General features: G+C 47.7%; 22 protein-coding genes. 20 read left to right on the top strand and 2 right to left on the bottom strand.

Annotation, left to right across the window (positions count from 1 at the left end; all coding sequences use genetic code 11):
* Nucleotides 1–193: 193 nt before the first annotated feature.
* From A9B99_RS02435 to A9B99_RS02425, 3 genes are all read left to right on the top strand, one after another.
* A complete protein-coding gene (locus A9B99_RS02435) occupies nt 194–829 on the top strand; it encodes an RpiB/LacA/LacB family sugar-phosphate isomerase (RefSeq protein WP_064594256.1) in 636 nt (211 codons plus the stop codon).
* A 314-nt stretch (nt 830–1,143) separates the two neighbouring features.
* Nucleotides 1,144–1,227 (top strand): stress response protein AzuC, encoded by an 84-nt coding sequence (azuC, locus tag A9B99_RS23725; RefSeq protein ID WP_156518996.1) that lies wholly within the window; start codon nt 1,144–1,146, stop codon nt 1,225–1,227.
* 426 nt (nt 1,228–1,653) lie between these two features.
* Nucleotides 1,654–1,902, top strand: a complete 249-nt coding sequence (locus tag A9B99_RS02425) for a DUF2766 family protein (protein ID WP_064594251.1) — start codon at nt 1,654–1,656, stop codon at nt 1,900–1,902.
* A 138-nt stretch (nt 1,903–2,040) separates the two neighbouring features.
* Here A9B99_RS02425 and A9B99_RS02420 read toward each other — a convergent pair whose 3' ends face one another.
* Nucleotides 2,041–2,538 carry a non-heme ferritin-like protein gene (locus tag A9B99_RS02420; RefSeq protein ID WP_064594248.1) on the bottom strand — a complete coding sequence of 166 codons (498 nt, stop codon included), beginning with the start codon at nt 2,536–2,538 and terminating at the stop codon, nt 2,041–2,043.
* A gap of 1,009 nt (nt 2,539–3,547) precedes the next feature.
* Between A9B99_RS02420 and A9B99_RS02415 the strand changes: the two genes are divergently transcribed.
* The 12 genes from A9B99_RS02415 (at nt 3,548) to cheW (ending at nt 17,518) form a co-directional block, all read left to right on the top strand.
* The gene (locus A9B99_RS02415; protein ID WP_064594246.1) at nt 3,548–4,537 is read left to right on the top strand and encodes an arabinose ABC transporter substrate-binding protein; all 990 of its coding nucleotides are present in this window, start codon (nt 3,548–3,550) and stop codon (nt 4,535–4,537) included.
* A 62-nt stretch (nt 4,538–4,599) separates the two neighbouring features.
* Nucleotides 4,600–6,114, top strand: coding sequence for an L-arabinose ABC transporter ATP-binding protein AraG (araG, locus tag A9B99_RS02410; protein ID WP_064594244.1), 1,515 nt, complete (start codon nt 4,600–4,602; stop codon nt 6,112–6,114).
* A gap of 15 nt (nt 6,115–6,129) precedes the next feature.
* A complete protein-coding gene (gene araH, locus A9B99_RS02405; protein WP_064594242.1) occupies nt 6,130–7,110 on the top strand; it encodes an L-arabinose ABC transporter permease AraH in 981 nt (326 codons plus the stop codon).
* A gap of 158 nt (nt 7,111–7,268) precedes the next feature.
* On the top strand, nt 7,269–8,534 hold the full coding sequence (locus A9B99_RS02400; RefSeq protein WP_064594241.1) for an aromatic amino acid transport family protein: 1,266 nt from the start codon (nt 7,269–7,271) through the stop codon (nt 8,532–8,534).
* A 208-nt stretch (nt 8,535–8,742) separates the two neighbouring features.
* Nucleotides 8,743–9,546 (top strand): trehalose-phosphatase, encoded by an 804-nt coding sequence (gene otsB, locus A9B99_RS02395; protein ID WP_064594238.1) that lies wholly within the window; start codon nt 8,743–8,745, stop codon nt 9,544–9,546.
* Nucleotides 9,521–10,942 (top strand): alpha,alpha-trehalose-phosphate synthase, encoded by a 1,422-nt coding sequence (gene otsA, locus A9B99_RS02390; protein WP_064594236.1) that lies wholly within the window; start codon nt 9,521–9,523, stop codon nt 10,940–10,942. The genes otsB and otsA overlap by 26 nt, the downstream gene beginning before the upstream one ends.
* A 969-nt stretch (nt 10,943–11,911) precedes the next feature.
* Nucleotides 11,912–12,259, top strand: coding sequence for a flagellar transcriptional regulator FlhD (gene flhD / locus A9B99_RS02385; protein ID WP_197499246.1), 348 nt, complete (start codon nt 11,912–11,914; stop codon nt 12,257–12,259).
* A 2-nt stretch (nt 12,260–12,261) separates the two neighbouring features.
* The gene (flhC, locus tag A9B99_RS02380) at nt 12,262–12,840 is read left to right on the top strand and encodes a flagellar transcriptional regulator FlhC (protein WP_064594233.1); all 579 of its coding nucleotides are present in this window, start codon (nt 12,262–12,264) and stop codon (nt 12,838–12,840) included.
* Nucleotides 12,841–12,956: 116 nt separating this feature from the next.
* Nucleotides 12,957–13,844 (top strand): flagellar motor stator protein MotA, encoded by an 888-nt coding sequence (gene motA, locus A9B99_RS02375; protein ID WP_064594232.1) that lies wholly within the window; start codon nt 12,957–12,959, stop codon nt 13,842–13,844.
* Nucleotides 13,841–14,953, top strand: coding sequence for a flagellar motor protein MotB (gene motB, locus A9B99_RS02370; protein WP_082917803.1), 1,113 nt, complete (start codon nt 13,841–13,843; stop codon nt 14,951–14,953). The genes motA and motB overlap by 4 nt, the downstream gene beginning before the upstream one ends.
* 10 nt (nt 14,954–14,963) lie before the next feature.
* On the top strand, nt 14,964–16,985 hold the full coding sequence (cheA, locus tag A9B99_RS02365) for a chemotaxis protein CheA (RefSeq protein ID WP_064594231.1): 2,022 nt from the start codon (nt 14,964–14,966) through the stop codon (nt 16,983–16,985).
* 29 nt (nt 16,986–17,014) lie between these two features.
* Nucleotides 17,015–17,518: a chemotaxis protein CheW gene (gene cheW / locus A9B99_RS02360; RefSeq protein ID WP_064594230.1), complete on the top strand. Its 504-nt coding sequence runs from the start codon at nt 17,015–17,017 to the stop codon at nt 17,516–17,518.
* A gap of 245 nt (nt 17,519–17,763) precedes the next feature.
* On the opposite strand, the gene A9B99_RS02355 is transcribed toward cheW, so the two are convergent.
* Entirely contained in the window at nt 17,764–19,041 is a 1,278-nt protein-coding gene (locus A9B99_RS02355) for a dicarboxylate/amino acid:cation symporter (protein WP_064595468.1), read from the bottom strand.
* Between the two features lie 324 nt (nt 19,042–19,365).
* On the opposite strand from A9B99_RS02355, the gene A9B99_RS02350 reads away from it, so the two are divergent.
* The 5 genes from A9B99_RS02350 to cheY are packed head-to-tail and all read left to right on the top strand — an operon-like array spanning nt 19,366 to nt 25,046.
* Complete coding sequence (locus tag A9B99_RS02350; protein WP_064594228.1) at nt 19,366–21,048, top strand: methyl-accepting chemotaxis protein; 1,683 nt, start codon at nt 19,366–19,368, stop codon at nt 21,046–21,048.
* 52 nt (nt 21,049–21,100) lie between these two features.
* The gene (locus tag A9B99_RS02345) at nt 21,101–22,702 is read left to right on the top strand and encodes a methyl-accepting chemotaxis protein (protein WP_064594226.1); all 1,602 of its coding nucleotides are present in this window, start codon (nt 21,101–21,103) and stop codon (nt 22,700–22,702) included.
* Nucleotides 22,703–22,722: 20 nt separating this feature from the next.
* The gene (gene cheR, locus A9B99_RS02340) at nt 22,723–23,589 is read left to right on the top strand and encodes a protein-glutamate O-methyltransferase CheR (RefSeq protein ID WP_064594224.1); all 867 of its coding nucleotides are present in this window, start codon (nt 22,723–22,725) and stop codon (nt 23,587–23,589) included.
* Nucleotides 23,586–24,638 carry a protein-glutamate methylesterase/protein-glutamine glutaminase gene (locus tag A9B99_RS02335; RefSeq protein WP_064594222.1) on the top strand — a complete coding sequence of 351 codons (1,053 nt, stop codon included), beginning with the start codon at nt 23,586–23,588 and terminating at the stop codon, nt 24,636–24,638. The genes cheR and A9B99_RS02335 overlap by 4 nt, the downstream gene beginning before the upstream one ends.
* Before the next feature lie 18 nt (nt 24,639–24,656).
* Nucleotides 24,657–25,046 (top strand): chemotaxis response regulator CheY, encoded by a 390-nt coding sequence (cheY, locus tag A9B99_RS02330; RefSeq protein WP_064594221.1) that lies wholly within the window; start codon nt 24,657–24,659, stop codon nt 25,044–25,046.
* Nucleotides 25,047–25,050 lie beyond the last annotated feature (4 nt).

The following is a 25,050-nucleotide window of genomic DNA, read 5'->3' as shown; positions in this document are numbered from 1 at the left end:
GCAGGCAACATGACAGTCTGTTCTGCGTAAATGGCTTGCATTACCGGTATCATGGAAGTAAATTGTGAACCAGATTGTAATTTTTAAAACAATATTTTATTAAATTTGAAAGTATGTTCATGGAGTAGTATTGTTAACTCATCAAGTCGCAAATCTGGTGGGTTAACCACGCTACGATTCAGGAGAGAATAGAATGAAAGTTGCACTGATGATGGAAAACAGTCAGGCAAGCAAGAATGCCGTCGTCCTTAACGAGTTGAACGCGGTTGCTGATGAAAAAGGTCTGTCAGTTTTCAACGTGGGCATGAGCGATGAACAAGACCACCACCTGACCTATATTCATTTAGGTATTATGGCAAGCCTGCTGTTGAACTCAAAAGCGGTTGATTTTGTTGTGACGGGGTGTGGCACAGGCCAGGGCGCATTGATGTCGCTGAACATTCACCCGGGAGTGGTTTGCGGTTACTGTATTGATCCGGCAGATGCTTTCTTGTTTGCCCAGATCAACAATGGTAACGCGCTTTCTTTACCTTTCGCTAAAGGCTTTGGGTGGGGTGCTGAACTGAATGTGCGCTTTATTTTTGAAAAAGCGTTCACTGGCCGTAAAGGTGAAGGTTACCCACCAGAGCGTAAAGAGCCACAAGTGCGTAACGCTGGTATTCTCAACCAGGTGAAAGGTGCTTTAGTAAAAGATTACCTGGAAGGTTTACGCGCAGTGGATCCTGAACTGGTTAAAACAGCGGTGTCTGGCGAACGTTTCCAGAAATGTTTCTTTGAGCATTGCCAGGATAAAGAAATTGAAGCGTTTGTTCGTGAACTCCTTGGCTAAGTAACAATACGATGATTTCGCAGGCCAGCTTATGCTGGCTTTTTTCATGCCTCAAACAATCATTCGAAGCCGCGTGGTTATGCAGTTGTGCCTGGTATTGAGTACGGCTTGCTACCTGATAAAAAGCTATACCTTGTCATATGCTCTCTGTTAGCGATTTTCATGGTTCAGTACCGTCACAATAATATTGCATAGTGTAGTTTGAGGTTTTTTGTGATGCGCATCACAAATCAGTTGATTTTTGTGATGGTGGTCATATTATATGTGCGGATAGAGCAACACCTGCATAACATATATGAGGTTTGACCATGAAGCTGCGTCTGCGTCGCATTCTGAAAAGCATGTTTGAAAACTACTGCAAAACATTCAAAGACGTCCCGCCGGGCGCAATGTTTTGATAAAAAGAACCTGCTCCATCATGAAGCAGGTTTTTTTATGCCCGGCTTGCATCACAGGGTACGAATGGCGTGATGAAACAGCCGACGTAGCGGCGAATGCAGAGCCAGTAGTATTTGCCTTATCTTTACTGAGCAATTTGCTTTTACCCCAGCAATTCTCATAAGGGTAGCCGACCCTCTGTTCAATTACCCGGAGGGCTTCCGGGCTGATATCTTCAAGTTTCCCGCCTGCTAAACCCGGCGAACGTAGCTGGGTTATGTTGTAATACGCAATAAAGAAATAAAAATACCGCCATTCCACTCACTTGTTAGCGAACTGCTTCAACTAAATACCGACATTATCCTGCCATCACACGGATTTCTCCTGCTGAACTACCGTTTTGACCCGTATCCCGGTACCATATGCGCTTTTACGAGGAAAAAATAATGTCTGGCTCCTTTAGCAAAGAAGATGAACTGGTTTCTGATGTGGTTGCATGCCAGTTAGTGATTAAACAAATACTGGATGTCATTGATGTTATCGCTCCTGTGGAAGTTCGGGAAAAAATGGCAACGCAACTTCGTTCTATTGACTTTGCTGGTCACCCCTCAGCTGATCCGGTTACATTGCGTGCGGTACAAAAAGCCATTGCATTGATTGAACTTAAGTTTTCCCGCTCAACCGATGCGCACTAAAGCCCTGGGTTATAAGGGGTGTTCTGCTGGCAGGTTGTATTGAAAATGACCAACCCCGGGGAGAGGTTTGGGGTTGGCCTGATGGAATTAAGTGAGGGTGTTCTGCACTACTGCTTATGGCATTTTACATATCATGCTTCATGCCGTTGCAGCCTTAGCCAGAATATGGTCGGTTTGCATGAGGCACATTCCCGATGCATCAGCTTCGCGCACCATCGCGAGCATTTTTACTAACACTGCACCGTTTTTACGCTGGATTTTTTCAACTTCCTGCAAGAATAACAGCGTGGACATATCATTGATGCTTACTGCTTCATCCTGCAATTGAACCAGGTTTTCGGCACGGAAACGGTAGTCATTTAACATTTTTTCAAACAACACTGCCAGTGAGTTGCAACCGGGTTTTAGCCCACTCGGTATTGGTTGCACTACCGGATTTCCTCCCATTTTTTTCAAATGATCGAAAAAACGCATCATCAGTGTTACCGTCCCCTGCGCCTGGGTTCTCAGGAAGTGCGCAGTATCGTTCAGTTCGTGCTCAATGCACCATGCACTTAATTGCAGGTAAAGGTTAGATGAGTAAAACTCACGGTTCATTTGTACATTCAACTTCGAAACAATATCAGTTACGGCCATAACAATATCCTTATTTTCTGGAAACCTGTGATTTTGCTAATTCACGAAGAAACTGAATAAATGCTGCAGGCTTATCATCAGCTGAATCTATTTTTTACGGCATTATTTTAAACATCATCGCCTGAGCAATGGCATAACAGTTCACTGTACCATCGCCCTCAACATAACTGGATAATGCATATCAGCAGTTATTCCTTGTTTAACTCTTCTTAGCATACAGCCATATTTAAAATAAGGATACTCTCAATGTGAGTTTTTACGATTAATTACTTTATTTACTCGGTGTACTATTCGCGGGCTAATAAGTGAGTGTGTTGTTGTAATGCAAGTGTGCTTTGTGTTGTATCGTATTGATAATAATTAGTTTATTTCTTTCTGGTTGCTGATATTTTCTGATTATTTGAGTAGGCTATTACTTGTTGTTTGTTTATTATTAAAGTGTTTTAGCCACCGTAATAAATAAATTAACTCTGGTTAACATTATTATCCTGTATGCGTCTGTGCCATGCCGCAGTGTTTTGCTTATAAAACAGAATGGAAATTCGCGCGGTAAAATATAATGTGCTGAAAAGCTTTTCTCTGTATCAATGATAATTTTTTGTAAAAATTTAATTAATTATTATGAGAAATATCTTGCAGATGATTGTGCGCGTTCTTGTGGTCAATATATGCAAACCTAATCTGAAGCAAGGAACAGATTAGGTTTGCTAGTGAGTAACACGTAACAGGGATTTCGTTGCTGAGCATATGGATTTTTCTGCTCAGCATGTTCTTATTTGTCATACATATTGACGTTTTTTTATGCCTTTATTTGCTGAATCTATGTACAGAATTACTAAAATTCAGCTGTGTGATTTTGCTCTCTTATGGATTTTTAATTTCCCGCTAAAACTATTTTGCGTTATCAGCGTTTCGGGCTAAAAAACTTTGTTTCGCTGTTACCGTTTGAAAAAAAGAACATTTTCTGTTCACAACCCTGCACACAAGAAAATAAATGCTGGAGTTTACCATGCACAAATTTACTAAAGCGCTGGCGGCAATTGGCCTTGCTGCAGTTATGTCACAATCCGCTATGGCGGAAAATCTGAAACTGGGTTTTTTGGTAAAACAGCCGGAAGAACCCTGGTTCCAGACTGAGTGGCGTTTTGCTGACAAGGCAGGCAAGGATCTTGGCTTTGAAGTGATTAAAATTGCCGTGCCAGATGGTGAGAAAACACTGAATGCTATTGACAGCCTGGCGGCAAATGGCGCGAAAGGTTTTGTTATTTGTACCCCTGATCCAAAACTGGGCCCTGCCATTGTGGCAAAAGCTCGCGGCTACGGTATGAAAGTGATTGCTGTGGATGACCAGTTTGTGAATGCCAAAGGTAAACCGATGACTTCTGTTCCATTGGTTATGATGGCGGCAACCAAAATTGGTGAGCGCCAGGGGCAGGAATTGTACAAAGAGATGCAGAAACGTGGCTGGGATGTCAGTAAAACTGGGGTGATGGCTATCACTGCTAATGAACTTGACACTGCCCGGCGCAGAACTACTGGCTCAATGGATGCACTGAAAGCAGCGGGTTTCCCTGCTAAACAAATTTACCAGGTGCCAACAAAATCTAATGATATCCCGGGGGCTTTTGATGCCGGTAACTCATTATTAGTGCAGCACCCGGAAGTTAAACACTGGCTGATTGTCGGGATGAACGACAATACAGTACTTGGCGGCGTGCGGGCAACTGAAGGCCAGGGGTTCAAAGCGAAGGACGTAATTGGTATCGGTATCAACGGGGTGGATGCAGTTAACGAACTGTCTAAAGCAGAAGCAACCGGCTTCTATGGCTCCCTGCTTCCCAGCCCGGATGTGCATGGTTATAAATCCAGCCAAATGCTTTACAACTGGGTTACCAAAGGCGTTGAACCACCGAAATTTACCGAAGTCACCGATGTTGTGTTGATAACGCGTGACAACTTCAAAGAAGAACTGGCTAAAAAAGGCCTGGGCGGCAAGTAATCGTTCCAGGTAGATAACGGGCGTGCAGAACGCCCGTTTACCGGGGAAGGTTTGGAGGCTATATGCAACAACAAACACCGTATCTCTCGTTCCGTGGTATTGGAAAGACGTTTCCGGGCGTAAAAGCGCTGCAGGATATCAGCTTTGACTGTTATAGCGGACAGGTGCACGCGCTGATGGGAGAGAACGGCGCAGGGAAATCCACATTATTAAAAATTCTGAGTGGTAATTATGCGCCGACAACCGGCTCTATTACCTTAAAAGGTCAGGAAGTTTCATTTGCCAATACGGTCGCGGCGCTGGACGCGGGCGTTGCTATCATATATCAGGAACTCCATTTAGTGCCGGAAATGAGTGTGGCTGAGAATATTTATCTCGGTCAGATTCCGCATAAAGGCGGCATTGTTAACCGGTCGCTCCTCAATTATGAAGCGCGTTTGCAACTGGAGCATCTCGGCCTGGATGTTGACCCTGAAACGCCACTTAAATATTTATCAATAGGCCAGTGGCAAATGGTGGAAATCGCTAAAGCGCTGGCACGCAATGCCCGGGTTATTGCGTTTGATGAGCCAACCAGTTCTCTGTCTGCGCGTGAAATCGAAAATCTGTTCCGCGTTATTCGTGAATTGCGTGAAGAAGGCCGGGTCATTTTGTATGTTTCTCACCGCATGGAAGAGATTTTTGCACTAAGTGACGCTATCACTGTGTTTAAAGACGGGCGGTATGTCTGTACTTTTGATGATATGCAGAAAGTGGACCATGATGCACTCGTTCAGGCGATGGTAGGCCGTGATATTGGCGATATCTACGGCTGGAAACCCAGACCGTATGGCGAAGCCCGCCTGACACTTAATAATGTCAAAGCGCCAGGCGTTCGCAAACCGGTGGATTTAACGGTGAGAAGTGGAGAAATTGTAGGTTTGTTTGGCCTGGTGGGTGCCGGGCGTAGCGAGCTGATGAAAGGGCTGTTTGGTGGTACACGTATTACCGGCGGGGAAGTGTTGATTGATGGCAACCCGGTCACGATTCGTGAACCTTCAGATGCCATAAAAGCAGGCATGATGCTGTGCCCTGAAGACCGCAAAGCAGACGGTATTATTGCTGTGCATTCGGTGCAGGAGAACATCAATATCAGTGCACGGCGTAAGCATATCAGTATTGGCTGCCTTATCAATAAACTCTGGGAAAGTGAAAATGCGGGCCACCATATTCGTGCGCTCAATATCAAAACTCCCGGGGCTGATCAATTGATCATGAATCTATCCGGTGGGAATCAGCAAAAGGCCATCCTTGGCCGCTGGTTATCGGAGGAGATGAAAGTGATTCTGCTTGATGAACCGACCCGTGGGATTGATGTCGGCGCAAAACATGAAATCTACAACGTTATCTATACCCTGGCATCTCAGGGGGTGGCGGTGTTGTTTGCATCGAGTGACCTGCCTGAAGTCCTGGGCGTTGCAGACCGCATTATCGTGATGTGTGAGGGCGAGATTGCGGGTGAGTTAACACATGATGGGGCGACGGAAAAGCAGGCACTGAGCCTTGCTATGCCGAAAGCCAGCCAGGCCGTTGCCTAATTGAGGAGTCTTTTTATGTCTTCATTAACTACATCAGGAACCGGTCGCGCCGGGTTGTCAGTTTCCCGGATTTGGGACCAGTATGGAATGCTGGTGGTGTTTGCAGTGCTGTTTCTGGCGTGCGCTATTTTTGTGCCGAATTTTGCCTCCTTTATCAATATGAAAGGCCTTGGTCTTGCCGTATCGATGTCAGGTATGGTGGCTTGCGGTATGCTGTTTTGCCTTGCTTCGGGTGATTTTGATTTATCTGTGGCTTCGGTTATTGCCTGTGCAGGGGTAACTACCGCCGTGGTGATTAACCTGACTGAAAGCCTGTGGATAGGGGTTTTTGCAGGTTTGTTACTGGGGGCTGTCAGTGGGTTTGTGAATGGTTTTGTTATCGCCCGTCTGAAGATCAATGCGCTTATCACCACACTTGCTACGATGCAGATAGTCCGCGGTCTGGCCTATATCATTTCTGATGGTAAAGCGGTGGGGATTGAAGATGAACGCTTCTTTGAACTGGGTTATGCAAACTGGTTCGGGATCCCTGCACCTATCTGGATTACCATTGTCTGTTTTGTGTTGTTCGGTTTTTTATTGAATAAAACCACTTTCGGGCGTAACACGCTGGCTATTGGTGGCAACGAAGATGCTGCCCGCCTTGCCGGGGTACCCGTAGTTCGCACTAAAATCATTATTTTTGTGTTGTCTGGCCTGGTTTCGGCTGCTGCAGGTATTATTCTGGCATCGCGTATGACCAGCGGGCAGCCAATGACCTCAATTGGTTATGAACTGATTGTTATCTCTGCTTGTGTTCTGGGTGGGGTTTCGCTGAAAGGCGGGATTGGTAAAATTTCGTTTGTGGTGGCCGGGGTGCTGATATTGGGGACGGTGGAAAATGCGATGAACCTGCTCAATATCTCGCCATTTGCTCAGTACGTGGTACGTGGCTTGATCCTGCTTGCAGCAGTTATTTTTGACCGTTACAAACAGAAAGCGCAGCGCGTTGCCTGAGTAGTGCAATCGTCCAGGATTAACGCCAGCTAAACAGCTGGCGTTTTTCATTGGTTAACTGATGGTTTTTGGCTAAAAAACCAGTTTTTTATCACGTTATATTTGTCAGTTTTGAAATAAATTTCCGCATGAAATATTTAACATGGAGATATATTTCAATGAGTCAGGAAATCGAATATCAAAACTCACCCTCAACACAACCTCCCCATCACCGGTTTTCCCGCACCTGGACGTTAAGCCTGTTTGGTACCGCTGTGGGCGCTGGTGTGCTTTTTTTGCCTATCAATGCTGGTATGGGAGGCTTCTGGCCGTTAGTGGTGATTGCGTTGCTGGTGGGGCCAATGACATGGCTCGCGCATCGTGGTCTCGCCCGGTTTGTCTTATCTTCTGATACGAAAGGCAGTGACATTACACAGGTGGTTGAAGCTCATTTTGGCCAGCGTGCTGGTATTTTGATCACATTGCTCTATTTCTTTGCGATTTATCCCATTTTGCTCATTTATGGGGTAGGTATCACTAATACTGTTGATTCGCTAATTGTGAACCAGTTAGGAATGGCATCTCTGCCCAGAGCGTTGCTGTCATTTGTGCTGGTCGGGCTGCTGATGTCGGTGATGTTACTTGATGAGCAGCGCATGTTGCGCATTACCACCTGGCTTGTTTACCCACTGGTTGCCATTCTGATATTCCTTTCACTGTATCTTATTCCTCACTGGAATTTGGCTGCAATTAAAGAGGTGCCTGCGTTACAGGACTTCTCAGTGACTTTATGGCTGACAATCCCGGTACTGGTGTTTGCATTTAATCATTCCCCCGCAATCTCATCTTTTTCACTGGCTGTGGGAAAAGCGTATCCGGACACTGCCGCTGAGCAGGCCAGCCGTATATTGCGCAATACGTCAGGGATTCTGCTGCTATTTGTTATGTTATTTGTGTTTAGTTGTGTGCTTAGCGTCACCCCCGACGACCTGGTCGCGGCCAAAGCGCAAAATATCTCTATGCTGAGTTATTTGGCGAATAAGTTTGATAACCCGTTGATTTCATTCTTTGGCCCGCTGGTGGCAATTCTGGCTATTTCCAGCTCATTTTTTGGGCACTATTTGGGGGCGCGGGAAGGGTTGCATGGCGTGATTGTTAAACTGGCACAACTGCGGGGTGTGGGTATTAATGAAACCATGACCCGGCGTGCTATTGTGCTGTTTTTCTTTGGATCTGTATGGTTGGTGGCAACATTGAATCCGGGGATTTTAAATATTATTGAATCTTTGGGTGGTCCGGTAATTGCCGCTATCTTATTTATTATGCCTGTCTATGCACTTTACACCGTTCCGGCTATGGCACGCTGGCGCGAAGGGAAAAGTCACCTGTTCGTCCTGCTGATGGGAAGCATTGCGATTTCCGCGTTGGTTGCGGGTTTTATCTGACCAGGCTATTACAGCTACCGGGGGGCGGCAGCTCACCCGGTGGCATTTTTCATCATGCTGTCTATACTTACATAGCTAATCATTTATACAGGTGATAAATACGCAAAAATATCATACCAATAATAATCCAGTCTGCAGGTGTGGCTGAAAAGCACAAAAACTCATCCTGGAATATAAAAGGTACCAACAGCTAAAAGGAGGGCAGAGGGTGGAAGCTGCATTAAATAAACCGCCATTACTGACCGGCCAGTATGCATTCTTCTTCGATTTTGATGGCACTCTGGTCAAACTAAAACCGCATCCCAGCCAAGTCACTCTTCCGGATAACGTACAGCACCATTTACGCAAACTGGCTGATCTTAGCCAGGGTGCGCTGGCATTGATTTCAGGGCGCTCAATCAACGAGCTGGACAAGTTTACTCAACCTGAGCACTACCCTGTGGCAGGGGTTCATGGTGCGGAACGTCGTGATATCAATGGTCAGCAATTTATACTTTCACTTCCCACAAACCAGATGAACGCGATACGCCAGCAGTTGCAGTCCTGGCTGGCTGATATTGATGGTGTGCAAATTGAAGAGAAGCCGATGGCATTTGCGTTGCATTACCGGCATGCCCCTGACCGTGAGTCCTGGGTGCATGATTGCGCTGAGGCGATAGTTGCACAGTACGCAGATTTGACGTTGCAACAAGGGAAATGTGTGGTTGAAATTAAACCAGGTGGAGTCAATAAGGGAGAGGCGGTGCATCAGTTTATGGCTGAGCCACCGTTTTCCGGGCGAATACCTGTCTTTCTGGGTGATGATTTAACCGATGAAGCCGGGTTTGACGCAGTCAATCAGTATCATGGAGTCAGCATCAAAGTTGGTCAGGAAGCAACCTGTGCGCGCTGGCGGCTGGAAGATGTACCCGCTGTCTGGGCCTGGTTATCTGGTCAGGTCGCTTATTTTGAACAACAACGAGCAATAACGTCGAGGAGGGCTGATTATGAGTCGTTTAGTCGTAGTCTCTAACAGGGTCGCTTTGCCCGATGGGAAGAAAAATGGGGCTGGTGGGCTTGCTGTCGGTATCCTTGGGGCATTAAAGAATTCAGGCGGGGTGTGGTTTGGCTGGAGTGGGGAAACTGGGGAGATTGATGACCCGCTAAAGAAGGTCAGCCAGGGCAACATTCAATGGGTAACCTTTAATCTCAATGAAGAGGATTATGAGCAGTATTATTGCCAGTTTTCTAACGGGGTTCTTTGGCCAGCTTTTCACTACCGGCTGGACTTGGTGGACTTTACCCGTGAGGCCTGGGAAGGTTACCTGCGAGTGAATGTTGCTATGGCGAAGCAACTGGCTCCTCTGATTCAACGTGGTGATATTATCTGGATTCATGATTACCACCTGCTGCCGCTGGCAAGTGAACTGCGCCGATTGGGGGTTAATAACCGTATCGGTTTCTTCCTGCATATTCCTTTCCCGACACCTGAGATATTTACAGCGCTACCGCCAGGTAAAACGCTGCTGGAACAAATGACGGATTATGATTTGTTAGGGTTCCAGACTGAAGGTGACCGCCAGGCGTTTATCGACAGTCTGGGGTTACAAACTCAGGTAACAACCTATATGGATGGTCACCACATGGCGGATGGTAAATCTTTCCAGACCCATGTTTATCCTATTGGGATTGAGACGGAAGATGTTGTCGAGCAGGCCAAAGGGCCACTACCAACCAAACTGGCGCAGCTTAAAGCCGAGCTGGGGCGGGTACAGAATATTTTCTCTGTGGAACGTCTGGATTACTCCAAGGGGCTGCCAGAGCGTTTCCTGGCGTTTGAGACATTGCTGGAAAAATACCCGGAACATATTGGGAAAATTCGTTATACCCAGATAGCACCAACATCGCGTGGGGATGTGCAGGCCTACCAGGATATACGCCATCAACTCGAAACAGAAGCAGGCAGAATCAATGGTAAGTTTGGCCAGCTTGGCTGGACACCACTCTATTACCTTAACCAACATTTTGACCGCAAAGTGCTGCTGAAAGTCTTTCGTCACACCAATGTTGGCCTGGTCACACCACTACGTGATGGCATGAACCTGGTCGCGAAAGAGTATGTTGCGGCTCAGGATCCGCGTGATCCCGGAGTATTGGTTTTATCACAATTTGCTGGTGCGGCTAATGAGCTTTCTGCTGCGGTGCTGGTGAATCCTTATGACCGTGATGATGTCGCCAATGCTTTGCACAGGGCACTGATTATGCCCAAAGAGGAACGTATTGCCCGCCACAGCGAAATGATGGCGGTGTTACGTCACCAGGACATTAACGCCTGGCAGGAGGCCTTTATTCGGGATCTAAAGCAAGTAAAGACACGTAGCACACAGAATGATTCCACCTCTGCATCACTTGGTTGTTCAATGCCTTAGCTGATTTACAGGGAGCCAGGGAAGGCTCTTCCACTGTATGTTTGTGTGACAGAACAACTTCCTCTGGGCGCTACTATTCCCTGTTAAGCTTCATGAGGTGGTGCGGTTAAGCGCTCGGTATCAACAATTACTCCGGTGATACAGTGATTCACTGCATCGTGCGCCAGCAATTGCGACTGGCACGTTTCAGGTTGAGTGAACCGCAAACGTTTTCGTATGCCTGGCAGAACAACACTATTTATCAACTCGAAATTTCAGTTGCGCATCATACGCTAAAAGTGAATTTATTGCCCAAACATTAATATTTCTTATGAAATAACTTTTCTTGCTCTGCATAAAAGAGTGGTCATAAAACACCATTAAGTGTTTATATTCCTGGTGGTAATGCATTTTGGAATATATATTCCAAATTTGAATAGAATTGATTGTTTTAACTTAACTTATTGATTAAAAATAGTTTTATTAAAAATATCGCTCAATATCCTACGGTAAAGTATGTCTGCTAAGCATTAACAGTGGATGTTTATTCAATTAATTTTTTATGACGCATAGCACATAAACATGAATGGGCAATCGCAGAATTGCATGAGTCGAACAATATGTTTGATTAATTATTGAGCAACATAAAAGTGATGCTGATTGATTTATTGTAAATATTAAGATAAAAAGTGTGACGCGCATCACATTTTTTTCAAAAGGAACCTCAAGCCAGATTGTGCGATTGGCATCTGGCGAGTACAGTTTCCTTGGATTAGGAAAATTCTTAGTTTTTTTCGGAGCGAACTGAGATGACTGAAGCGCACTCTGCAAGGCAGGGGTAGCTAACCTGGGAGCGCGGTGTCAGAGCCTGATTCAATAAATGCATTTTAGCCTTTTATATTTTTTTTATTTTTCCGGGGTTTACCCGGCGACATCACGGGGTGCGGATTTACCGCATAACATAATAATTGGTTATTCGGGATGGGAAAAATGCATACATCCGAGTTGCTGAAACATATCTACGATATCAACTTATCCTATTTGCTGCTTGCTCAGCGTTTGATAGCTCAGGACAAAGCTTCTGCAATGTTCCGTCTCGGCGTGACCGAGGAAATGGCCCAAACACTGGGTGAACTGACATTGCCACAAATGGTTAAACTGGCTGAAACCAATCAGCTGGTATGTCAGTTCCGCTTCAGCGATCACAATACAATCACGCGTCTTACGCAGGACTCACGAGTGGATGATTTACAACAAGTCCACACCGGAATATTGCTTTCGAGTCGTTTGCTGAGTGAGGCCTCCGGTGAAGACGGAGCCCGGAAAAAAAGGGCCTGATTATGAGTGATAAAAGTATTGTCCAGGAAGCACGCGAAATTCAGTTGGCTATGGAGCTTATCACGCTCGGCGCGCGCCTTCAGATGCTGGAAAGCGAAACGACCCTGAGCCGGGGTCGCCTCATCAAGTTGTACAAAGAGTTGCGTGGTAGCCCGCCTCCAAAGGGGATGCTGCCTTTCTCAACCGACTGGTTTATGACATGGGAGCAAAATATTCATGCGTCGATGTTCTGCAATGCATGGCAGTATTTGCTCAAGACCGGGTTATGTAATGGTGTTGATGCAGTTATTAAAGCCTATCGTTTGTACCTGGAACAATGTCCTCAGGATGAAAATGGCCCATTACTTGCATTGACTCGTGCATGGACTTTAGTGCGGTTTGTTGAAAGCGGTATGTTGGAGCTATCCCATTGTAATTGCTGCAAAGGGAAATTTATCACCCATGCGCATCAGCCAGTGGGCAGCTTTGTGTGCAGCCTGTGCCAGCCGCCTTCCAGAGCAGTAAAAAGGCGTAAACTTTCCGAAAATGCTGCCGATATTATTCCACAACTGCTGGATGAACAGATCGGACAGGCTGTGTAGCGTAACAGGCTCGTAAATCCAGCAGCGGACACGAAAGTGCCGCTGCTTTTTTTTACCCTGAATGCAACGTAACCTACTGTTATCCTTGACTTTTAACACAGCGGAAAGGTGATGTCGTGCTAATTTTACTCGGTTATATTGTTGTGCTTGCTACCGTCTTTGGAGGATACGCCATGACGGGTGGGCACCTTGGCGCACTATACCAGCCCTCTGAGTTTATTATTATTGGTGGGGCCGGGGTAGGTGCATTCATTGTCGGCAACAACGGTAAAGCAATCAAAGGCACTTTAAAAGCACTGCCTGTCCTGTTCCGCCGTTCAAAATACACCAAAAGCATGTATATGGATCTGCTGGCACTGCTGTACCGGCTGATGGCGAAATCGCGTCAACAGGGTATGTTTTCTCTGGAACGTGATATTGAAAACCCCAAAGAGAGCGAGATTTTTGCCAGTTATCCACGGATTCTCGCTGACCCTGTCATGTTAGATTTCATTGTCGATTACCTCCGGCTAATCATCAGCGGCAACATGAATACCTTTGAAATAGAGGCATTGATGGATGAGGAAATCGAAACGCATGAGCAAGAAAGTGAAGTTCCTGCAGGCAGTATTGCAGCAATGGGCGACTCCTTTCCTGCTTTTGGTATTGTCGCGGCAGTGATGGGAGTGGTGCATGCTCTGGCTTCGGCTGACAGGCCCGCTGCGGAACTTGGGGCTTTGATAGCCCACGCGATGGTAGGGACGTTTCTTGGGATTTTGCTGGCTTATGGGTTTATCTCGCCTCTGGCGAGTGTATTACGTCAGCGCAGTGCTGAAACAACAAAAATGCTGCAATGCGTCAAAGTGACATTGTTATCCAGCCTCAATGGTTACGCGCCGCCTATTGCGGTGGAGTTTGGGCGTAAAACACTCTACTCCACTGAGCGACCATCCTTTGTTGAACTGGATGAACATATGCGTGCAGTGCGTTCACCTAACCAACAAAAAGCGACTGAAGACGCATGAAGCATGATAAGCATCCTATTGTTATCGTTAAGAAGCGAAAACATAAAGGTCATGAAGGCGCTCATGGCTCATGGAAGATTGCTTACGCCGATTTCATGACCGCCATGATGGCATTTTTTCTGGTTATGTGGCTGATATCAATATCCAGCCCTAAAGAGCTGACGCAAATTGCCGAATATTTTAGAACACCGCTGGCTCAGGCGATTACGGGAGGTCAACGTATCGCCGACAGCTCGAGTCCGATTCCCGGTGGCGGTGATGATGTTACCCAAAAGCAGGGTGAAGTAAAAAAAGAACCAAAAATTGATGAACTGAAAAACAGGATGGAGCGTAGCCGTCTGTTGAAGCTGAAAGGCGATTTGGATCAACTGATTGATGCTGATCCAAAACTCAAAGCAATGCGCCCACATTTGAAGATTGATTTAGTGCAGGAAGGCTTGCGAATTCAGATTATCGACAGCCAGAACCGGCCGATGTTTAAACGGGGTAGTGCGGAAGTGGAGCCTTATATGCGTGATATTTTACGTGGTATTGCCCCAATTCTGAATTCAATACCGAACAAAATTAGTATTTCCGGGCACACCGACGATATTCCGTATGCGCAGGGGGAACGGGGATACAGTAACTGGGAGCTTTCTGCCGACCGCGCCAATGCATCCCGGCGTGAATTGGTTGTAGGCGGTTTGGATGAAGGTAAGGTTTTACGTGTGGTGGGTATGGCAGCAACAATGCGTTTGCCTGGCAGCACCGCGGGGGATGCAATGAATCGTCGAATCAGCTTGTTAGTTCTGAATAAACAGACTGAGCAGGCGATTCTTCATGAGAACGCTGAGAGCCAGAATGCGCCAGTAAGTGTTCTGAAACAGCAGGAAACGTCGCCACAAGGACAGGCAACGCCAGCGGTTGGCCCGGCATCACAACATGCTGCGCCATCAACACCGGGTGGAGCAACACCTGTAGCGCCAACTGGCGCACAGGGAAGCGCTTCGCCACAAGGAGCGGCAACGCAACCTGTGGCATCGGGGCAGGCCCCGAAACCGGCGGCAACCGGCCCAACAACGGCGGTTCCTGCAGCGAACTCAATACCACCACAATCAGGTACGAGGTGATAGCGTGAGTATGGATATCAGCGATTTTTATCAAACATTTTTCGATGAAGCCGATGAGTTACTGGCGGATATGGAGCAGCACTTATTAGGGTTGTCGCCTGAGGCGCCGGACTCCGAACAGCTCAATGCCATATTCAGGGCAGCACACTCTATTAAAGGGGGCGCAGGAACATTTGGCTTCAAAATCCTGCAGGAAACGACCCACTTAATGGAAAACCTGCTGGACGACGCGAGACGTGGTGAGATGCAACTCTCCACCGATATCATCAACCTGTTTTTGGAAACCAAAGATATTATGCAGGAACAGCTTGACGCTTATAAAAGTTCCCAGGAGCCTGATGCCGCCTCGTTCGAGTATATCTGTCAGGCATTACGTCAGTTGGCGCTGGAAGCTAAAGGTCAGTCCTCCCCGGCAGCGAGTCCTGCCGCATCTGTTGAAGTCGCTTCTGAGCAGCCAGTTGAAAGTGCGCCTGCAGTTGGCAAACCGGCTGGTCTTCACATTGTTCTGAGCAAATTGAAAGAAAAAGAACATGAGTTGCTGCTTGAGGAACTGGGAAATCTGGGGACTGTGGTGCACAGCGAGCAGCGAGGCGATGTGCTGGATGTGGTACTGGATACCACAGCCAGCGAAGACGACATCGTTGCCGTGCTGTGCTTTGTGATTGATACCGACCAGATTAAAGTGGAGTCCTCCTCTGGGGATGAATCTGTTGCTACAGAAGAGTCTGCCGTACCGTCTCCAGCCCCTGTGGCTCCAGTCGCTAAACCGGTAGAAGCTCCGAAAGCTGCTGCGCCTCGTGCCGCGGCGAAAGCTGAATCAGGTGCAAAACCAGCCTCACGCGGTGAAAATAGCAGTATTCGTGTTGCGGTAGAAAAAGTGGACCAGTTAATTAACCTGGTTGGCGAACTGGTCATCACGCAATCTATGCTGGCTCAGCGTTCTAATGAGCTTGACCCGGTTATCCATGGTGATTTGATAACCAGCATGAGTCAGTTGCAACGTAATGCGCGTGATCTGCAGGAATCCGTCATGTCCATTCGTATGATGCCGATGGAATATGTATTCAGCCGTTTCCCTCGCCTGGTTCGCGACCTGGCCGGCAAGCTGGGTAAACAAGTTGAGCTGACACTCTCTGGTAGTTCAACTGAACTGGATAAGAGCCTGATTGAACGCATTATCGACCCATTAACTCACCTTGTGCGTAATAGCCTTGACCACGGCATTGAGTCACCTGAAAAACGTGTGGCGGCAGGTAAGCCTGTGGTGGGTAACTTGTTGTTATCTGCGGAACATCAGGGCGGCAATATTTGTATTGAAGTCACTGATGATGGCGCTGGCCTTAACCGTGAACGTATTTTGGCGAAAGCGGCATCTTCGGGGTTACCTGTTCACGATAATATGACCGATGATGAAGTGGGTATGCTCATCTTTGCACCTGGCTTCTCTACCGCTGAACAGGTTACTGATGTATCTGGCCGTGGTGTCGGAATGGATGTTGTGAAGCGGAACATCCAGGAGATGGGGGGGCATGTTGAAATCGCGTCCAAACAGGGCTCCGGAACGACAATTCGTATTTTACTGCCACTGACACTGGCTATCCTTGATGGTATGTCCGTTAAGGTTAGTGGAGAAGTCTTTATTCTGCCGCTTAATGCAGTAATGGAGTCTCTCCAGCCACGAGAAGAAGACCTTTATCCTCTTGCTGGTGGTGAGCGGGTGCTGGAAGTGCGCGGTGAATATTTACCATTAGTTGAATTATGGAAAATTTTTGAAGTTGATGGCGCGAAAACGGAAGCAACAGAAGGCATCGTCGTTATTCTGCAGAGTGCAGGTCGCCGTTATGCCTTGTTGGTGGATCAACTGATTGGTCAGCACCAGGTTGTGGTGAAAAACCTTGAAAGTAACTACCGCAAAGTTCCGGGTATTTCCGCAGCGACAATTCTTGGTGATGGCAGCGTAGCGTTGATTGTTGATGTATCAGCGCTGCAAGGTTTAAACCGTGAACAACGTGTGGCGCAAACTGCCGCCTGATTTCCACTGGATTAGATAAAGGTAACAACATGGCCGAAACAAATAATGTCACAAACCTGGATGGCGAGGCGTCGGGGCAGGAATTCCTGGTTTTCACCCTGGGTGATGAAGAATACGGCATTGATATTCTGAAAGTCCAGGAAATCCGTGGTTATGACCAGGTAACCCGTATCGCGAATACACCACCGTTCATCAAAGGGGTAACCAACCTGCGGGGTGTAATTGTCCCTATCGTTGACCTGAGGATCAAATTCGCTAAATCTGATGTTGTTTACAACGAAAATACCGTCGTTATTGTTCTGACACTGGGGCAACGCGTGGTGGGTATTGTGGTGGATGGTGTTTCTGATGTGTTGTCACTGACATCAGACCAAATTCGCCCGGCACCTGAATTCGCTGTGACCTTATCAACCGAATATCTTACCGGTCTGGGCGCGGTTGGTGAGCGTATGCTGATTCTGGTAAATATCGAAAAACTGCTTAACAGCGAAGAAATGGCGCTGCTGGATAACGCTGCCGCCCGGGTTGCCTGATAACACCCAGAGCAAGGTTGTCTGCATAGCCCTCCGCGCTTTTGTGCGGGGGGCTTGTTTTTTATGGGCTGGCTATTTATCTACCTCATGTTCGCGCGAGACGAGAGGATGCCACCCAAAAAATATAGAAAATCAATTCATTGAATTTCGGCTGCTAACTGAAAAGAAGGAAATACCACGTTTTATCCTTCTTTTTCATCAATAAAAAAGGCCGCATTGCGGCCCTTTATCATTTGTGTTTACTGTCAGGCTTCAACCTGAGTTTCCTGCTCCGTGGTAGTGTTCGCCACAGCGGCATCCAGTTCACCTTCGTTTTTGGACAGCATTGCCGTGGCAATGCCGTTCCCTAATACGTTGATGGCGGAGCGGCCCATATCAAGGAAATGATCAATACCCATTAACAGCAAAATACCGGCGACCGGAATATTAAAGCTGGGAATGGTTGCGGCCAGTACAACCAGCGCAGAGCGGGGAACCCCGGCAATCCCTTTCGAAGCCAGCATCAGGGTCAGCATCAGTACCACAATTTCTGAAAAAGTGAGGTGGATGTTATACGCCTGAGCAATAAACATTGATGCAAACGAGCAGTACACCATAGAGCCGACCAGGTTAAATGAATAACCGATAGGCAGAACAAATGAAGCGATGCTACGTGAGCAACCAAAACGTGTCAGCACATCCAGCGTTTTAGGGTAGGCGGCTTCGGAACTGCTGGTGGTGAAAGCCACCAGAACGGGGTCTTTCAGCATACTCAGCAGAGTAAAGGTGGATTTTTTCAGCACCATATACCCGACGCCCAGCAATACCAGGCAGGTCAGTAATATAGCGACATAATACCCGCCAATAAAAGAAGCATAGTTCAGCAGAATACCAAGACCCTGAGTTGCCACAACACTGGAAATAGCTGCAAAAATTGCCAGTGGGGCGACCAGCATTACATAACCCGTCACTTTCAGCATTATGTGGGAAACGACATCCAGAGCAGCAACCAGTGGTGCGTTAAATTTCTCACCTAATGACGCGCCGGCAATCCCAAAAAACATCGAAAACACGACAATTTGCAGGATCTCATTATGGGACATGGCATCGGCAATACTGGTAGGAATGGAATGTGCAATAAAGTTCTTCAGACTCATGCCACTGACTGCGAGGCCTGTTTCTACGCTACCGGCTGGAACTGTCAGGTTGAGCCCCCGCCCTGGGTGCTCAAGAGAGACTACGAGTAACCCAACCAGAATGGATAGCACAGATGATGAGATAAACCACACCATAGCTTTACTGCCCACCCGGCTGATAGTAGAGGTTTCCCCCATACGCATAATGCCCACCGTTAATGTGCTGAACACTAATGGTGCTATCACCATTTTTATCAGCCGCAGAAAAATGTCGGTAAACAGAGTGATATTAGTTGCCCAGGCGGTAATGCTGTCAGTTGAAGCATATTCATGAACTGCCGCACCGCACAGGATGCCCGCAATCATAAACAGGACAATAAACATTGTCAGTTTGTTACTACTTGCCACGAAATTTACCCCATCATATTTAACAATAATACAACATGCTGACTTTTTGTCGTTTTTATAATCAATCATGCTGCTTCAGTGCTATAAATTGAAGTATAAGGCTCACTTATACAACATATTTTTACGTTTTGTTCTTTTTGTAAGCGAAGGGCGAAAATTCTCTGTAAAGCGGGGGGCAGCCTGGAGAAATGCCTGGATAAGCAATGTCAACTAAGCCGTTGTCTGTACACACTGATAGCGTATTTTTACCTGTTCCCTAACGTAAAGTTCCCGCAACCATTGCCGATAACCCCCTTAACAAGAATGTAAAAGGGTGTTTGCTTTATGTTTAACCGGATGCGTATTGTCACTTTGCTGATGGCTGTTCTGGGCATATTTGCCTGCCTGCAGTTCATCTCCGGTGGCTTCTTCTTTTCAGCTTTAAAAAATAACCAGGACGATTTTGCAACATACCGGGCGCTACGCCAGCAGCAATCTGAACTCAATGAGGCGTGGGTATTAATGCTGCAAACGCGCATTAACCTGAGCCGTTCGTCTGCTCGCATGATGATGGATCCCAACAATCAGCAAAGCAGTGCAAAAAACGCCTTACTGGAAAGTGCCAAACAGTCCCTGGCCCAGGTTGAGGCTCACTATGCGGCATTTAAAAACGTTGGCAGCATCTCTCCTGATGTTGATAAAGCTGTGGTGAGTGTGGATGAGACATATCGCCAGTATCACCAGGCGCTGGTCGAACTGGTGGATGATTTACAAAATGGGCGTATGGATGCCTATTTCGCACAACCCACCCAGGGTTTCCAGAATGCGATGGAAAAAGCGTACCGCCAGTATGTCAATGAAAATGACCGCCTGTATCAGAGTGCCTGGGAGCAGGGACAGTCGAATTATTTATTTGCGAAATGGCAAATGGTAGCACTGGCAGTACTGCTGATAGCCGTGATTATTATGGTGTGGTTCGGTATCCGCCGAATCTTGTTACAACCGCTCAGCCGGGTAATTGAACATATTCGTGAAATTGCCCAGGGAAATCTGACCACGCAAATTATTGTGGCGGGCCGTAATGAGATAACCCAACTGACTGACACGGTACGGCATATGCAAACGGAGCTGATTGGTACGGTGACAACAGTACGCCATGGGTCTGATGCTATTTACGCCGGAACGTCTGAAATAGCCGCGGGTAATACGGATTTGTCTTCCCGCACAGAGCAACAGGCGTCCGCACTTGAAGAGACGGCTGCCAGTATGGAAGAGCTGACTGCGACTGTAAAACAGAACGCGGAAAATGCGCGTCAGGCGTCGCAGCTTGCTCTCAATGCATCAGAGACCGCACAGAAGGGCGGAAAAGTGGTGGCAAATGTTGTCTCGACTATGCAGGACATCTCGACCAGTTCACGCAAAATTGCCGATATTACCAGTGTCATTGATGGTATTGCGTTTCAGACCAATATTCTGGCGCTGAATGCTGCTGTTGAAGCCGCCAGAGCAGGTGAGCAGGGCCGTGGTTTTGCTGTAGTTGCCGGGGAAGTTCGTAATCTGGCACAACGCAGTGCCCAGGCCGCTAAAGAGATTAAGTCACTTATCGATGACTCAGTTTCTCGCGTTGATACTGGGTCGATACTGGTTGAAAGCGCCGGTGAGACTATGGACGAAATTGTCAGTGCCGTGACCCGAGTCACCGACATTATGGGCGAAATAGCCTCGGCGTCAGATGAACAAAGCCGTGGCATCGACCAGGTTGCCCTTGCGGTATCAGAGATGGACCGGGTGACACAACAGAACGCATCACTGGTACAGGAGTCGGCAACTGCGGCAGCTGCGCTTGAAGAGCAGGCAAGTGTATTGGCTAAGGCAGTTGCAGCATTTCGTCTTGCGGCCACCACTACCACCAATACAGGCACGCAAAGTATTGCCAGCACATCAGTCGTTGCGGCCAGAAAAGCAGCAGCATTATTACCACAAAAGCAAGAGCATAGTGTCAATAATGAAAACTGGGAAACTTTTTGATTGTTTAATTAGCGTTTAATACCGGCTCTTTTCGCCGGATAAGGGAGAGTGGATGTTAAGTAATATTCGTATATCGACCACGCTTTTTTTGATTTTGATTCTCTGTGGCGTGTTACAGATTGGCAGTAATGGTTTGTCATTTTGGGCGTTTCGTGGGGATTACCAGAATTTTACTAAGGTTGAAAATAACAACCGACAACGCGACTCCCTTGCGCAAACCCGGGCAGCATTGCTGCAGGCCAGTTCAGAGTTAGGCAAAGCAGGCACATTAACGGCGTTGAGTTACCCGCCGGAAGATATCAAAGGCCTGATGGTGTCCGCACGCCAGCAATTAAAAAAAGCGGACACCTTATTTGCAGGGTTTCTGGCGGTGAAGTCCGTCGGCGATATTGCGAGTCTCACAAAACAGACCAGAGCAAGCTATATCGCCTGGCGTGATGCACTGGCGCACCAGGCAACCTGGCTTGAGAACAACCAGTTGTCAGATTTTTTGACCGCGCCAGTGGGAGAAGCTCAGGCTTCGTTTGATAAGCAATTTATGGTCTGGCAGCAGGAGATTAACAACAATCTCTCGGCCACACAGGCTGTAGGGTTAAAGAATTACCACTTGTCGGCACTGGTGTTTGTGGCAGTGACCTTGTTGGCAGTACTGTTGGTTGTGGGTGCTTTGCACTGGTTGCGTAGCCAACTGGTGATGCCACTGGCTGTGTTGCGTGGTCATTTTGATGCTATCGCCAGCGGTAAGTTGTGTGAAGACATGGCAACTACCGGACGTAACGAAATTGGGCAAATCTTCCATAGCCTTGATGCGATGAGACAAGCGCTACGTAACACGATGAGCCAGGTCGTTTCTGGCAGCCAGGAAATGCGTAGTGCCATTATTGATATGGCCGCAGGAAATAATGATTTGTCGTCACGTACTGAGCAGCAGGCCTCAGCTCTGGCGCAAACGGCAGCCAGCATGGAACAACTGACGGCCACGGTAGGACAAAACGCAGACAATGCCCGGCAGGCTTCAGGGCTGGCAAACCAGGCCGCGCAAACTGCTCGCCGTGGTGGGGATCAGGCAGCCCATGTTGCCAAAACTATGCAGGATATCGCTGAAAGTTCCCAGAAAATTGGCGATATCACCAGTGTGATTGATGGTATTGCGTTTCAGACTAATATTCTGGCGCTTAATGCCGCCGTTGAGGCAGCAAGAGCTGGTGAACAAGGCCGTGGTTTCGCGGTTGTAGCGGGTGAGGTGCGTAATCTGGCACAACGCAGTGCTCAGGCTGCCAAAGAAATTAAGCTGTTAATAGAAGAATCAGTAGAGCGAGTGCAGTACGGCTCCACTCTGGTAGATACAGCGGCGGGCACCATGACCGATATCGTTCATTCAGTTCAACAAGTGAATGACATCATGGGGGAAATCGCTTCTGCCTCTGATGAACAACGGCGTGGTATTGAACAGGTGGCGCAGGCAGTCACTGAAATGGATAAAGTGACACAGCAAAACGCCGCGTTAGTGCAGAGTTCCTCCTCATTGACCAGCAGTCTGGGTCAGCAGGCGGAAAATCTGGATACGTTGATGGCTGTGTTCCAACTGGCGGCTGTAGAACCGGAGCAACCGTCAGCAACCTTAGCACTCTCTGTGGTGCCGGTTTCACCCTGATAATAATAGAAGAAGGCCCTATGACCTCACCTGTGCCGAAAGGGCAACCATCGCCCTTGATACAGATGGCTCAACGCCTGACGTTGTCAGATGCGCATTTTCGTCGTATATGCCAGCTTATTTATCAGCGGGCAGGTATCGTGCTGGCAGAGCACAAACGTGACATGGTCTATAACCGACTGGTGCGGCGCTTGCGTGATCTGGGACTTGATGATTTTGGCCGGTATCTGGGGATGCTTGAGGCGGATCCGAATACCTCTGAGTGGCAGGCGTTCATCAATTCGCTCACCACAAACCTGACTGCGTTTTTCCGCGAAGGGCATCATTTCCCAATACTTGCGGACCATGCACGTAAGCGTACAGGTGAATACCGAATTTGGTGCGCCGCCGCTTCAACAGGTGAGGAACCCTATTCAATTGCTATTACTCTGGCTGATGTGTTGGGCCAGACTCCTGGGCGCTGGAAAGTTTTTGCCAGTGATATTGACACTGAAGTGCTGCAAAAGGCACGTAAAGGCATCTACCGGCTGGATGAGCTTAAGACATTATCACCACAGCAATTACAGCGCTATTTTATGCGTGGCACTGGCCCGCACCAGGGGTTAGTCCGGGTGCGCCAGGAACTGGCAAATTATATTGAGTTTAATGTCGTGAACCTGCTGGATAAACAATATCAGGTTCCGGGGCCATTTGATGCCATTTTCTGCCGTAATGTGATGATCTATTTCGATAAAAATACGCAGCAGGATATTCTGCATCGCTTTGTACCACTGCTAAAACCACAAGGACTGTTGTTTGCCGGACATTCTGAGAATTTCAGTAATATCAGCCGTGAGTTCTGGCTGCGTGGTCAGACTGTTTATGGACTAAGTAAGGATAAAATATGACGAAAATCAAAGTGCTGTCAGTAGATGATTCAGCGCTGATGCGCCAAATCATGACAGAGATAATCAACCGTCATAGCGATATGGAAATGGTGGCAACGGCGCCAGACCCTTTAGTTGCCCGGGATCTGATTAAAAAGTTCAACCCGGATGTATTGACGCTGGACGTGGAAATGCCACGTATGGATGGTCTTGATTTCCTGGAAAAATTAATGCGGCTACGGCCGATGCCAGTGGTGATGGTCTCTTCCCTGACCAGCCGGGGTTCAGAGGTGACATTGCGGGCTCTGGAACTGGGTGCGGTGGATTTTGTTACCAAGCCGCAACTGGGAATTCGTGAAGGCATGCTGGCATACAGTGAAATGATTGCTGACAAGATTCGTACTGCGGCGCGGGCAAAATTGTCAGTTCGTTCATCAACAGCACCACCACCCGCAGTATTGAAATCAGGTCCTTTGCTTAGTTCAGAAAAATTGCTGGTGATTGGCGCATCAACCGGAGGCACAGAGGCTATTCGCCATGTGCTACAACCACTGCCACTGACCAGCCCGGCAGTATTGATTACGCAGCATATGCCCCCGGGGTTTACCCGCTCTTTTGCTGAGCGTCTGAATAAGATTTGCCAGATAAGTGTGAAGGAAGCAGAGGATGGCGAACGGGTTCTGCCGGGACACGCGTACATTGCGCCGGGAGATAAACATATGGAGCTATCCAGAAGTGGTGCAAACTACCAGATTCGACTTCATGACGGCCCGCCAGTGAACCGTCATCGCCCGTCAGTGGACGTATTATTTCACTCCGTGGCGAAACATGCTGGACGTAATGCTGTGGGCGTTATCCTGACAGGTATGGGGAATGATGGTGCAGCAGGGATGCTGGCGATGAACCAGGCGGGGGCCTGGACCATTGCACAGAATGAAGCAAGTTGTGTGGTGTTCGGCATGCCGCGTGAGGCCATCAATACCGGTGGCGTCAGCGAAGTGGTCGATTTAAGCCAAATCAGCCAGCAGATGCTGGCAAAAATTAGTGCCGGACAGGCAATACGCATTTAATTGAGGAGTTCAGAGTTTATGGCCGATAAAGATCTTAAATTTCTTGTCGTGGATGACTTTTCCACCATGCGTCGAATTGTGCGCAACTTGCTAAAAGAGCTTGGCTTTAACAACGTTGAAGAAGCTGAAGACGGTGTTGACGCACTGAACAAACTGCAGACAGGTGGATTTGGTTTTGTCATCTCTGACTGGAACATGCCAAATATGGATGGACTGGAGTTGCTGAAAACTATCCGGGCTGATGCGGGAATGGCAAACATGCCCGTACTGATGGTTACGGCAGAAGCGAAAAAGGAAAATATTATTGCTGCAGCCCAGGCAGGGGCAAGTGGCTATGTTGTGAAACCCTTTACAGCAGCCACACTGGAAGAAAAACTGAGCAAAATCTTCGAAAAACTGGGTATGTAAGGAG

The organism is Mangrovibacter phragmitis (genome assembly GCF_001655675.1).
Taxonomy (GTDB): domain Bacteria; phylum Pseudomonadota; class Gammaproteobacteria; order Enterobacterales; family Enterobacteriaceae; genus Mangrovibacter; species Mangrovibacter phragmitis.
This window is presented reverse-complemented; position numbering and strand designations above follow the sequence as displayed.